Annotated in this window: 14 protein-coding genes and 1 pseudogene; 13 read left to right on the forward strand and 2 right to left on the reverse strand. The window is 31.5% G+C overall.

Annotation, left to right across the window (positions count from 1 at the left end; all coding sequences use genetic code 11):
- The first annotated feature begins 7 nt into the window (after positions 1-7).
- The 11 genes and pseudogenes from NRK67_08795 (at position 8) to NRK67_08845 (ending at position 8,615) form a co-directional block, all read left to right on the forward strand.
- Entirely contained in the window at positions 8-454 is a 447-nt protein-coding gene (locus tag NRK67_08795; GenBank protein ID UUV19510.1) for an NAD(P)H-dependent oxidoreductase subunit E, read from the forward strand.
- A gap of 83 nt (positions 455-537) precedes the next feature.
- A complete protein-coding gene (locus tag NRK67_08800) occupies positions 538-942 on the forward strand; it encodes a restriction endonuclease (GenBank protein UUV19511.1) in 405 nt (134 codons plus the stop codon).
- A 72-nt stretch (positions 943-1,014) separates the two neighbouring features.
- Positions 1,015-1,719: a biotin--[acetyl-CoA-carboxylase] ligase gene (locus NRK67_08805; protein ID UUV19512.1), complete on the forward strand. Its 705-nt coding sequence runs from the start codon at positions 1,015-1,017 to the stop codon at positions 1,717-1,719.
- A gap of 24 nt (positions 1,720-1,743) precedes the next feature.
- Complete coding sequence (locus NRK67_08810; protein ID UUV19513.1) at positions 1,744-2,628, forward strand: potassium channel family protein; 885 nt, start codon at positions 1,744-1,746, stop codon at positions 2,626-2,628.
- A gap of 89 nt (positions 2,629-2,717) precedes the next feature.
- Entirely contained in the window at positions 2,718-3,761 is a 1,044-nt protein-coding gene (gene mnmA, locus NRK67_08815) for a tRNA 2-thiouridine(34) synthase MnmA (GenBank protein ID UUV19514.1), read from the forward strand.
- A complete protein-coding gene (locus NRK67_08820; protein UUV19515.1) occupies positions 3,758-4,216 on the forward strand; it encodes a hypothetical protein in 459 nt (152 codons plus the stop codon). Before mnmA ends, NRK67_08820 begins: the two co-directional genes overlap by 4 nt.
- A gap of 61 nt (positions 4,217-4,277) precedes the next feature.
- Complete coding sequence (locus NRK67_08825) at positions 4,278-4,841, forward strand: hypothetical protein (GenBank protein UUV19516.1); 564 nt, start codon at positions 4,278-4,280, stop codon at positions 4,839-4,841.
- A 53-nt stretch (positions 4,842-4,894) separates the two neighbouring features.
- Positions 4,895-5,071, forward strand: a complete 177-nt coding sequence (locus tag NRK67_08830; protein ID UUV19517.1) for a 4Fe-4S binding protein — start codon at positions 4,895-4,897, stop codon at positions 5,069-5,071.
- A 662-nt stretch (positions 5,072-5,733) separates the two neighbouring features.
- A complete protein-coding gene (locus NRK67_08835) occupies positions 5,734-7,092 on the forward strand; it encodes a rhodanese-like domain-containing protein (protein ID UUV19518.1) in 1,359 nt (452 codons plus the stop codon).
- Between the two features lie 287 nt (positions 7,093-7,379).
- Entirely contained in the window at positions 7,380-8,339 is a 960-nt protein-coding gene (locus NRK67_08840; protein ID UUV19519.1) for a KpsF/GutQ family sugar-phosphate isomerase, read from the forward strand.
- A 75-nt stretch (positions 8,340-8,414) separates the two neighbouring features.
- Positions 8,415-8,615, forward strand: a pseudogene (locus tag NRK67_08845) (DUF1858 domain-containing protein).
- A 75-nt stretch (positions 8,616-8,690) separates the two neighbouring features.
- Here NRK67_08845 and NRK67_08850 read toward each other — a convergent pair.
- Positions 8,691-9,440 carry a TSUP family transporter gene (locus NRK67_08850; GenBank protein ID UUV19520.1) on the reverse strand — a complete coding sequence of 250 codons (750 nt, stop codon included), beginning with the start codon at positions 9,438-9,440 and terminating at the stop codon, positions 8,691-8,693.
- Between the two features lie 503 nt (positions 9,441-9,943).
- Here NRK67_08850 and brnQ point away from each other — a divergent pair.
- Entirely contained in the window at positions 9,944-11,233 is a 1,290-nt protein-coding gene (gene brnQ, locus NRK67_08855) for a branched-chain amino acid transport system II carrier protein (protein ID UUV19521.1), read from the forward strand.
- A gap of 283 nt (positions 11,234-11,516) precedes the next feature.
- Positions 11,517-12,422, forward strand: a complete 906-nt coding sequence (locus tag NRK67_08860; GenBank protein UUV19522.1) for a DMT family transporter — start codon at positions 11,517-11,519, stop codon at positions 12,420-12,422.
- Between the two features lie 114 nt (positions 12,423-12,536).
- Here the strand turns inward: NRK67_08860 and NRK67_08865 are convergent, their stop codons facing one another.
- A complete protein-coding gene (locus NRK67_08865) occupies positions 12,537-13,235 on the reverse strand; it encodes a response regulator (GenBank protein UUV19523.1) in 699 nt (232 codons plus the stop codon).
- Between the last annotated feature and the right edge of the window lie 53 nt (positions 13,236-13,288).

Consider the following 13,288-nt stretch of genomic DNA (forward strand, 5'->3'; position numbering starts at 1 on the left):
GAAATATATGGATCTACATAAAGAGGTAGAAAAAATTATAGAAAATTTAGAAGATAAAAATAATGAATTAGAGGTGTTGGAATTTATTCAAAATGCCCAGGGGTATATATCTAAAGATATGGTAAAATTTGTTGCAGATAAGATGGATAAATTTGATTTTTCTATTGAGAATACAATAAAATTTTACCCCCATCTGAAGGATGAGGGGAAACAAGTCATAGAAGTCAAGGTATGCACCCATACAGCCTGTAAAAATAATGGTAGCGGGAAGATATTGGAGGAAGCTAAAAAAATATTGGGAGTAGAGATAGATGGAATAACTTCTGATGGAAAATACAAATTGATGACCCAGAGATGTTTTGGTCAGTGCGGAAAGGGTCCTAATGTGAAGGTTGGCAGTGAGATCTATAATAAGATGACACCTGAGATACTGGGTAATTTATTAAAAAAATAGAAGAGAATTTAAGTGGAAATTTCACTGAAAGATATAAAACAGAAAATAAAAATATGAGTAGTTATAAGAAGAGGAGATATAAGATGACAATAAAAGATTTAAAGATAGATCAAGTTTTAGAAAATAAGGAGATAGCAGAAACTTTTTTGTGTTCAAACCAGGGGGGAGTGAGAAAGAGTAAGAAAACTAATACTATAGTCCTGCTGGCTAAATTTAATAATTGTTCATATAAACACAGGAAAGATGGAGATATCTTATATTTTACCGGAATGGGTAAAAAAGGTGACCAGGAGATGAAAAGACAGAATAAATCTATCCTAAATGCTAAGGAGGAGGGGTTTGCCCTTCACCTGTTAGAACTGTATGAGGATAAAAAATATATCTATAAGGGAGAAGTAGAACTGATCTCAACTCCTGTAATAGAGAGACAATTAGACGACAATAAAGAGGAGAGGGATGTTTTTATGTTCCCCCTAAAGGTAAAGTAAAAATAAAAAAAGGACACTGATCTTGGTGTCCTTTTTAATACTGGCTTTACTGGATTAAATAGGAGGAAAAGGATGAGAATATTTCACTTTGAGGAGCTGGGATCAACCAGTGACTATCTGAAGGAAAAAAAAGATAAAAAGGAGTGGGATCTGGTTGTAGCAGATATTCAAACTTCTGGACGGGGACGTAGGGGGAATCTTTGGGTATCTCCTCAAGGAGCAGGGCTGTTCAGTTTTGCGCTAAAGGAAGATCCCAACCTGAGTATGGAAGAGTACAGTAAATTGCCCTTGATTGTAGGGATTGGACTGTTAGAGGGATTGAAAAATATGGTAGAATTAGACTATAAATTTAAATGGACCAACGATATCTATTTGTTTGATAAAAAACTGTCTGGAATCCTGGTAGAAAAAGTAGGAGATTTTTTTATTATAGGTATAGGGATAAATATAAATAATTCAGAGTTTTTAGGAGAGTCTAAAAATGGTATCTCCTTAAAAAGTGCAACTGGAAACAAGTATGAAGTTCTGGATACAATAAAAATAATTGTAAATTCATTTGAAAAATATTGGAATAGATACATAAGGGGAGAATGGAATGAAATTTTATACGAGATAAATGAAAAAAACTACCTTTTAAACAAGGATATAGAGATAGATTTTTTAGGGAGTAAAATATCTGGTATAGGAGGAAAAATCTTACCAAATGGAAGATTAGAGGTAGAAACTGCAGAAGGAATAAAGGAATTTATGGTAGGAGAGATCCATATAAAATTATAGAGGGAGGCTGTGGTGAGAAAAAAAATGAAAAAAGGACTGATAAATATAATAATTCTTATGATCATCTCTATTATTTTAGGAACTACCTTGAGGATAGATGCGGACATAAATGAAAGTTTGAGAGTTAGAATGTATTATAGTTTGGCTATATTTATGAATTTAATCCCCATAGCCTATTTTTTACTCAAATTTAGAATAGCTAAAAAAAGACCGGTATTCTTCATAGGTTTTATCTTCTACTATCTGATAATTCTGCCCATATGGATGAGTTTTGCCTTTGAAGAGGGAATGGTGGGTAAATTTGGTTTAACCAGGGATAATTTAACATCATTGAAATGGGTAATAATATTAAACTTAATACTTTTAGTGATCTCCCAGTTTTTTATAATCAAATATGTATTTGTGGATATTTTATCCGGCAGAAGGAGAGCTAAGAGTGATGACATAGGAATAGTTCTTCTAACCTATATAACATTGGGAATAATTTTTGGTTTTTTCTATATATTATTAATAGAAAATAATCCTAATGCATTAGATGGGATTATATCAAAGGGATTAGGAGCAAGAGGTTTGTATTTCAGAGGGATGTATTTTAGTTTCATAACCTTAACCAGTGTAGGCTATGGAGAGATAGTTCCTGTATCTCTGGCTGCCCAGGCATTGACCATATTAGAGAGTGTAATGGGGGTTTTACTCCTAAGTTTTTCTTTGGGAATTGTATTTAGTTCAAACCTAAATATAAAGGAGGAGCAGGAGAAAATCGAAAAAGAAAGGTTGGAGAAAGAAAATGTAGATAGAGATATTTCGCCGAAAAAATATATGGCATTGAAAAGAAAGTTAATGATGGAATTTGAGGAAAGTTTAGATAGGAATATCGAAAGATATATTGAGGAAAAAGATGAAAGTTAGTGTGAAATTTATCTAAAAAAGATAAGTTTTAGACAGATTAACAATAAAGAAAATTTGAAAAATATGTAACAAAAAAAGGAGAATAAAAAATGGAAAAAGTAATAGTTGGATTAAGTGGAGGAGTTGACTCCTCAGTAACATCGTATATTCTGAAAGAAGAAGGATATGAGGTAATAGCGGTAACTCTCCAGGTAGATAAAAAAAACCAGGGAGAGATAGGAGAAGCTAAAAAAGTAGCTGATTCGTTAAAAATAAAACATGTAGTCTTGGATGTATCAAAAGACTTTGAAAATATAGTGATTAAGAACTTTTTAGATGGATATAGTAGTGGTACTACCCCATCTCCTTGTGTAGTATGTGATGAGAGGATAAAGATAAAAACTCTGATAGACTATGCAGATTCAGTAGGAGCAAAATATATAGCTACAGGACATTATTGTAATTTGGAATATTCTCCTGAAATGGATAAATATCTCCTGAAAAATGCAGCGGATATACGTAAAGATCAGACCTATATGCTTTACAGGTTAGATGAGGACACTCTCAAAAGGATGAAATTCCCCCTATATAACTTTACCAAAACTGAGGTCAGAGAGATGGCCAAAAAAATAGGGTTGGTAACTCATAATAAAAAAGACAGCCAGGGAATATGTTTTGCCCCGGAAGGGTATAAAGAGTATCTGCAAGAGAAATTAAAAGATAAGATAGAAAAGGGTAACTTTGTAGATGAAGATGGAAATATAATGGGAACTCATGATGGATATCAACTTTATACCATCGGGCAGAGAAGAGGTTTAAATCTAAAAAAACCAAGACCCTATTTTATACTGGATATAAGACCTTCTAAAAACGAGATCCTTTTGGGCGATTATGATAAACTCTTTATAAAAGAGGTGGAGCTCATAGACTATAAGTTTATAGTTGAGATAGATAAATTGTTGGAGGTAGAACTCATGGGAAGGCCGAGGTTTTCAAGTCACGGGTCTATGGGCAGGTTAAAAAGAGTCGCTGAACCTGGGGAAAAAGACAGGATATATTTTGAATACGAAGAAAAAAATCCCCAAAATGCTAAAGGACAGCATATGGTGTTATATTATGGTAAATACCTTATAGGAGGAGGAGTTATAGGATGAAAAAAATATTTATAATGTTAATAATTTTAATCTTTATAGGGTGCAGCAGAGCAGATGAAAAAACTGAAAAATTAGTTTTTAACAGACAAATGATTCAGGTTACTATAGATAGTTTAGAAGAATTAGATCTTGGAAATGATTCAAAAATAACTTTTAAATTATGGGGGTATGACCTGTATATAGCCGATGTCAGTGCTACTTTGTTGAAAGAATATAAATATAATCTTTCGAAATTACCGGTGACCTATGGGGTAGACTATGAAAAAGAATGGGAGAAAAAAATAGAACCTGCTGGAAGTGGTAAATACGGATATTATATAACTTTGGAAATGGAAAGCCCAGATGGTAAAAAATATAAGGTAGATTATGAGGCAACTGACAAAGGTTATTTTGGGACCAGAAAAACTAAGATTGAGGAACTCTCAGGAAAGATCTATATAAAAGAAATAAAATAAATTATTATTTTAATATTTTAAATTTATAGAGTATACTCAAAATAGAAATGGAGGCGATTATATGGGTAAGAGTGTTGAAATAACTTTTAAACAAATAATTTTCATCTTAATAATAATATTTGGTTTTATATTTTTTGAAATGGCCGATAAAAATGACACACACTCATTAAATTTTTTTTCAAGTAGAACTCATTCGAAAGGTGATATTATAGCAAATAAAATGTCTAAAATTGTAATTTTAAAAAAAGTAGGAGTAACAGCTAAACAAGAACTCGCTAATGAAATAAAAAAATCTGGGAACTATAATTTTTCGTATAATATATTGAAAATAGATGAAGCAATAAGAGAACTTAACGAATTAAAAGTATTTGATGAACTATTACATTACAAAGGTTTAACTTTATCTTATTTAAAAGAAATTAAGAAATTATTAGAACTTGGAGAAGAAACATTCAAAGATTATAATAGTGTAACAGCATCTAGATTTAATATTCAAGCAAAAATAGTTGAAAAATTGTATAAATTAGATAGAGAAGAATTATTAAAAATTCTCCAGAAAAATAATATTGAATATGATATAAGAACTGATGGTGGAATTAGATTTACTTGGAAAAAATTAAAATAAATTTTATACAAAATATATCAAAATTAGTAATAAAAAATCAGGAGGAGGGAAAAATGTCGCACAGAATAAGAAAAGATGAGTGTATTTCGTGTGGAGCATGTGAAGATGTGTGCCCAGTAACTTGTATTTCAGAGGTAGAAGATGGTAAGAGGTTGATAGATGAGGATGCATGTATCGACTGCGGAGCATGTGTAGGGGTGTGTCCCGTAGTTTGCATAGATCAGGTATAAGGTTATCAGGGGATTAAAATATTCTATGAATATTTTAATCCTCTTTTTTTGTGTAAAAAAGTTTATTAGTCTCTTTTCTGATCTTGTAATTATATAGGATTAAAGGGAAGGAAAAATAAAGTTCATATAAAATTAACTTAAAAAAGTCTAAAATATTGTTGACATTATCCATATATATGTTATAGAATGATACGAAATTAATTAATAAAATACATTTTAGGAGGAAATATGAGATTTTTTCAATGAAAGTGACAATCACTTAAAACTTCCGGTGGAAGTTATGAGATCTATTATAAATGGAGAAAACGAATAAATTAATTAAGGTTATAATATCTTTCTTTTCCTGTAGTTTAAAGCTACACCTATTCATTCTTTTTTTTACCACAGATCACTTTTTATATTTTTAAACAATTTCCAAACTTTTATGAAACAAAATCCCAAAGGGATCCATATTTTATGCCACCGATCATAGGGGCTTTTTTTAGATGAAAAATAATTGATATAAAATAGAGGACGCTCTTTTTTGTATTTTTTTATGATGTCAAAATATTTGTTAGGAAAAGGTTGTTATACAAAACTTACCATTTGGAATTTTTAAAATTAGTACAGCTGGGATTACTTTCCAGTTGATCAAAATCTATTCAAAATTTAAGGAGGAAAAAATGAAAAAAATAATGATATTAATCGGTCTGCTTATGCTAGCTTTTACCTGCTTATCTGCGGAACAGAAAGTAAAAAAAATATCTTCTAAACAAGCTATCGAATATTTAACAGATGAAAATTATTTATTTGTCGATACCAGAAGTGTTGATGAATATATAGGTTGGCCTGTTAATATAGAAGCAGAAGGACATATCCAGGGGGCTGTTGATTTCCCGATAACATGGTTTTCAATGCTCAATAAAAAAAACTTAGAAAAAGAACTTCTAAGACGGGGAATATCTAAAAATAAAACTTTAATTTTATATGATAATTTTGGAGAAAAAATAGAAACCCCTCTAGCTCAAATGGGATACAATATCCAAATTTTAAAAGGCGGAATAGAGGAGTGGAATAATTTAAAATATCCAATTGAAAAATTGAAAGGATATAAAATGTACGTTTATCCTCAATGGATTGATGACCTGATTGACGGAAAAAAAGTTGCTAACTATGATGGCAGAAAATACGTAATTTTAGAAGTCAGTTATAGACAAAAGCCAAAGGGACAAATAAGAAATTCTATTCACATTGATGACTCGCTCAATCACTTAAGAGGTGAAAGAAATGTTTTCAAATATAAAAATATACCATTAGAAATAAAAGAAAAATTTTGGAATCGACCAAATGACGAAAAGATAAAGGAAATATTGTTATCTAAAGGAATTACCAAGGATACAATGGTTATTTTATATGGACCAAATTTATTAGCTGCAAACAGGTGTGCCGCTGTAATGAAATATGCCGGAGTTGAAGATATTCGTATCTTAAACGGTGGTACCAAAAGACTGGAAAAAGAAAATTATCCCTTTGTTAGAGGTTATATAAAGCCTATTCCTGTTTCAGGATTTGGAGCTGAAATTCCTGTAAATAAAGATGTATTGATTGATTTTGATAAAGAACTAGACTTAGTTAATTCTCCAGATGCAGTTATAGCTTCAATAAGAAGCTGGCCGGAATATATAGGGAAGGTCACAGGATATACCTATATAAATGTAAAAGGTGATATTGCAAATTCAAGATTTGGATATGCGGGAAGTGATCCCTATCACATGCAGGATTATAGAAATATAGATAACACTATGTTTAATTACAATATCATGAGAAAAAGATGGGAAAAATGGGGTATTACTCCAGATAAAGAAGTCAGTTTCCATTGCGGTACCGGCTGGAGAGCAAGTGAAACATATTTTTATGCCAAAGCTATGGGCTGGGATAATATCCATGTGTATGATGGTGGATGGTATGAGTGGCATATGAGAAAAGACGCACCTAGAAAATCTTTTGGGGTTCCTAGTGATGCTCCATTTTCAAAACTATAAAGAGGTTTATAATCTCAAGAAATTAAAAAAAATAATAGAAAAAAAGGTCTGGGTTTTCAAATCCAGACCTTTTTTTCTATTTCCTAGATCGATATCCAATTGTCAAATTAAATGTAATAATAGGTTTTTCTAAGAGTGATATATGGGAGTAAAATTAAGACCATAAGAAGGACAAAATCTAGATTTGCAAGGAACAGGGATGTAAGCTTTAAAACTTTTAGCTATTTATTTATAGATGAATAAATTAAAAAAAAATGATATAATAAACCAAAACAATAGGGGGACCAATGGATATAAAAAAATATGCTCAGGAAATATTTGATATTGAAATAGAAGAACTAAAAAAAGTAAGAGATAAGATAGGAAAAGAGATAGAAAAAACAGCTAAGCTGATCATGGATTGTAAAGGGAAAGTTGTTGTTACAGGGATCGGAAAATCCGGGATAGTAGGGAAAAAAATAGCTGCAACGCTAGCTTCTACAGGAACATTGACAGTATTTATGAACTCTGCTGAAGGTCTTCATGGAGATCTTGGAATGGTAGACAGGGAAGACGTGGTAATAGCTATCTCAAATTCAGGAAACAGTGATGAAGTGGTGTCAATAATCCCATCCATAAAAAAAATTGGTGCAAAATTAATAGCTATGACTGGAAATAAAAATTCTAAATTAGGGATGGCCTCTGATGAAATATTGGATATAGGTGTTGAAAGGGAAGCCTGCCCTATGAATATAGCTCCTACATGCTCTACAACAGCTACTATAGTTATGGGAGACGCTCTGGCATCGGTACTTATCAAACTCAGAAATTTCAAACCAGAAAATTTTGCTGTATATCATCCGGGAGGAAGCTTAGGAAGAAGGCTCCTTATGAAGGTAAAAGATGTGATGCATAGTGGAACTGATCTTGCAGTTGTAGAAAAAGATACCGATATAGATGAGATATTAGTGACTATGACAAAGAAAAAATTAGGAGCTGTCTGTGTATTGGAAGATGGGAAGATGACAGGGATAATCACAGAGGGTGATATCAGAAGAGCATTGGGAAATAAAGAGGAGTTTTTTACTTATAAAGCTGTGGATATTATGATCTCAAAATTCACCTATATTGAAGCTGAAAAGATGGCTGTAGATGCACTGGAACTCATGGAAAACAGGGAAAGCCAGATCTCGGTTTTACCTGTATTAGAAGGGCAGAAATTAATAGGTATGGTAAGGATTCATGATTTATTAAATAGTGTCAATTAATCTTGACAAGATTACTATGATAATATATACTCTATATATTAAGAGAACATAATATTGATTTTAGGAGGAGTTAAAATGGTAAATAAAGATATGAACATATTAGAAGCTGTACAACAGTATCCAGTAATCGTTCAAGTATTCCAAAGATACGGACTTGGGTGAGTAGGTTGTATGGTAGCCTCAGGTGAGAGCTTAGGAGAAGGAATCGCATCACACGGATTAAATGCAGATGTTGTAATCGAAGAAATGAACAAATTAATCGAAGAGACTAAGTAATTTATTAAGTGATTTATATAAAAAAGACCTTTGAAAATTTCAAAGGTCTTTTTTTGTATGCTTTTTATAATTTTCTTAGACAACCATACTGTAAACCATCTTGCTGGCCATTACTAAAGACATAACTATAAAGATAGGTTTTATAAATTTAGCTCCATTTTTTACAGCCATCTTAGAACCTAATTTAGAACCTAAGATCATAAAGACAGTGGAGATAAGACCATACCTAAGATTCACTTGTCCGTTGTATAAAAAAGTAAGGAGAGCTGCAATACCGGTAGTTAAATTCAATACCTTAGTATTGGCAGTGGCAACGGTGAAATCAAATTTAAAGATTTTGACCAAACCAAACATAAAAAATGTTCCTGTCCCGGGACCAAAAAATCCATCATAAAATCCCAATACGGAAGTTAAAACTTTACCTAAGAATTTATTTTTAGGAGTAAATCCATCAAAGGAATTTGTCATTCCTACTTTTTTAGAGATAACAGTATAGATAGCTACTCCAAAAATCATAAATGGAATTATCATCTCCAGGATATCAGGAGTAATAAATTGTAAAGCGGTTACACCAATAACTGCTCCTATAAATGCAAAGGGGATCATAAGTTTAAGTAATTTAAAATTTAATTTATTACTCTTAAAAAATTCATGACTACTGACCATTGTTCCGGCAGAAGCAGCCAGTTTATTTGTTCCTAAGGCAAGGTGGGGAGGGAGACCTACTAACAGCAGTGTAGGAGTACTAATAAGACCTCCTCCTCCAGCAATAGAGTCTATAAATCCAGCAATAAACATACCTAATCCAATCAATAAAATTTCCATAATACCTCCATAATTTTTAATAACTAATATAATATAGCAAAATCAAGAAAAAATCAAGTACAACTATATCAGATAAAAGTAAAGTTTAAAAATCAATTATAACGAATAATCAAGAAAAATTGATATTAAAATTTAGATTTATTGGTTTTTGTTTTACTTTAGATGATAAAATTTATAATCTTCACTAAAATATTGTTAAAAAAATATCAAACAAAAAATAATTTCTATTTGGAATGTTAAAAAAATAAACGTTTTGAATTAAAAATGAACTAAAACATTGTTAAAAAATAATCAATTATTGATTTAACTTAAATATAGTTGTATATAAGTGATGTAGCTAATGTGTTGCTGAGCTTGACTTTTTAGTAGTGTTGTTGTAAAAATTTGGACAGGTTTGAATTTTGATAGATAGTTTATTAAATTAATTATCATCAAGATGTTTGGATTTTTTTTTAGTAATGATGTTTATAAAATTTTGAGTAAAAATTTTTTTAGGAGGTTTTATGAAAAATAAAGATGTGTTTATATTTGGTTTGGCGATATTTGCCATGTTTTTTGGTGCGGGAAATTTAATTTTTCCACCAGAAATAGGGATGGTATCTGGAAAAGAGTGGTTAAAAGCTACTATAGGTTTTTTTGCAACGGGGATATGTCTGCCTGTCTGTGGTCTGTTGGCTTTTAGTCAGGTTGGGGATATAGATAATTTTGCAGTAAAGGTATCGGATAAATTTAATACGGTGTATTTTATGCTTTTGATTATAGCGATAGGTCCAATGTTAGGGATTCCAAGGACTGGGGCTACAGTATATGAGATGGGGATAGTGCCGAATTTCGGGAATATAAATTCACTGGTAGTCTCTTCTATATATTTTTCCATTGTACTTATGTTGGTTATAAAGCCCACTAAATTAATAAATACAATAGGGAAATATCTTACACCTATAATTCTTGGTATATTGGCAATTATAATAGTAAAGGGAATTTTATTTAAAATAGGAACGCCAGGGGAAAAAATGATAGAGCAAAGTGCATTTTCTTATGGTTTTTTAGGCGGGTATCAGACTATGGATGCTATTAGTTCTGTTCTTTTGGGAATAATAGTTATAAAAGGACTTAAGGAAAGCGGGTATACAGATATAAAGGTTCAAAAGTCTATGATTATGAAATCAGGATTGATAGCAGGATTAGGGATGGCTTTGGTTTATGGAGGACTGTTATATCTAGGGTCTATGGTAAATGGAAGCGGATTAACATTAAACAGAACAGGGCTGACTATGTATCTTGCTGTGGCTACTCTGGGAAAATTTGGAAAGGTTGCCCTGGGAGTATGTGTAACGGTGGCATGTTTGACAACTTCTATAGCCTTAGTTGCTATAACTTCTGATTTTTTTTCCAATCGGTTAAAAATATCTTATAAGATAACAGCCATAGTGATTTGTGTGTTGTCAGCGATATTGGCGGCTACAGGGGTTGGATTCATAGTGAAAATTGCGATTCCTATCCTAACTTTACTCTATCCTGTAACCATAGTACTCATATCTTTAAATATCTTTAAAGTTAAGGAAAATTTGGTTTTTAAAATAGGTGCCTATACAACATTATTTTGCAGTGTATTTGAGTTGATCAACAAATATGAGATTCTGCCTGCAATTGGAGGTTATTTTGAACTTATACCTCTTAGTTCATTTGGTTTTGGTTGGGTGATACCGGCGATACTGGCAATTATGTCGACAAAATTAGCCATAGATATATTTCCTAAATTGGGAGTTGAAACAGAAAAAAAAGCACATTAAACATCGAGAGTAATTATAGTCGATTGGATAAAAAACTAAAAAACTATATAAAGAAAAACCTCTGAATTTTCAGGGGTTTTTCTTTATATAGTTTAGAAGACCCTGGAAGACTAAATAAATATACATTTAATAGACGTTTAATATACACTCAGTATATATTAGATATATGTACTGGTTGAACGTAGTTATAAATTTGAATGGAAATGGGAGAGAATTATATTGAATGAAAGTGGCAGATGTTCTATAATAGATTGTTATGTTAAATTATTAAAGGAGGATTGGTGTGGAACATAAGGGGTACGGACTTGCATTTTTAGCAGGAGTTACATGGGGGACTCTAGGAATCATCTCATATTATTTAGGGGAAACAGGAGTTGGACCATTTGAAATAGCTTTTCTGAGGTTATTATTTGCTTTTTTATCGATGTTTATTTTTTATTTGATTACAGATAGAAAAAAGTTAAAAGTAAAGAGAGAAGAGGTAAAACATTCTCTATTAATCGGTATAATAACACAGGGAACCATGAGTTTAGCAATCTATAAATGTATATCTCTTACATCTACCACAGTAGGAGTAATGATGGTATGCTTAGGGCCGCTTTTTACAGCAATATTGTCGAGAATATTCTTCAAAGAGAAGATCACTCTCTTTAAAGGTTTAGCCCTGACACTGGCATTTTATGGGGCATTTCTTGTGGTAACCGGGGGAGATGCATCTACTTTACAAGCTAATGTAATTGGACTTTTGATAGGTTTAGTATCAGCACTGGCATATGGTTTTTTTCCGATATTGACTAAGAGAATACCTGAGAAATGTAATTTAACAGGGATACTTATGTACAGTTTTTTAGTAGGAGCTGTATATGTATTTTCCATGGTGGATATCAAAATATTATTAGAAGCACTTAGCTTGAAAATGGTCATAATATCTGTGATATTAGGGTTGATTCCGACGGTTTTATCTTGTACTTTTTATTCTTTGGCACTTAGATATACTACTCCTACAAAGGCAGGAATAATGAGTCTGGTGGAACTTCCAACAGCTGCTATTATAGGGCACTTTTTCTTGGGTGAGTACTTATTTGTTGTGAATATAATAGGAATTGTCGTATTACTGTTAGGAACAGTAGTATCAAAGATAGAACTGCCTAAGAAAAAAAATATACTTGTAACAGGAAATTTGAATTAAAAAAAGACCCCTAAACTTTAATTTTAGGGGTCTTTTTTTTTATGAATATTTAAATTAAAGAGTTCTAATTTCAACTAATATACCGAGAGTAAAGTCATTTTTATTCTTTAATATTTATATTTTGATCTTGTATTTTACTTCGGGACGTCCTACACTTCCGTAAGAAATATCGCTTTTTATCTTTCCTATTTCAGTTAAATAATCTAGATATTTTTTCACAGTGACAGCACTGCTTTCTAAAAGATCAGCTATCTCTTTAGAGGACCATTCTTTCATGGGATCTGAGATAACAGCATTCATAACTTTCTCTAAAGTTTTTTCACTTATTCCTTTAGGGAGTCCATTTTCTAAAGTGTTTATCTCGCTGTTTCTTCCATGATAAAGTTTATCTAACTCATTTTGTGTTAAAATTTTCTTTTTAGAAGAAGAAAGCATTTTTTTGGAAAGATATCTAGCTAAGGCTTCCTGTAACCTTTCGAATTCAAATGGTTTTATAAGATAATCAACTATTCCTAACTGAAATGCTTTTTCTATATGATCCTTGTCGTTAGAAGCTGTAACAAATATGGTGTTTATATATTTATTTTCCCCGACTTCTCTTTTTCTCAACTCCTCTAAGATATTCAAACCTTCAGTGTCAGGCAAATACATATCTAAAATGATTAATTCTATATTGTTTTCTATTATATAATCTACTACCCCTTCTCCTTTAAAGAAAGTTTTAGAGACATTAAACTCTTTTTCAGTATTGATTATCTTCTCTGTTATCATACTTACCATGGGATCGTCTTCTATAATAACTACGTCTATCATTTGTATTCCTCCTTGATTGCCTGCTGCAACATCAAACTTTTGTGTTATTTTAA

This window comes from Fusobacteria bacterium ZRK30 (genome assembly GCA_024628785.1).
GTDB lineage: Bacteria > Fusobacteriota > Fusobacteriia > Fusobacteriales > Fusobacteriaceae > Psychrilyobacter.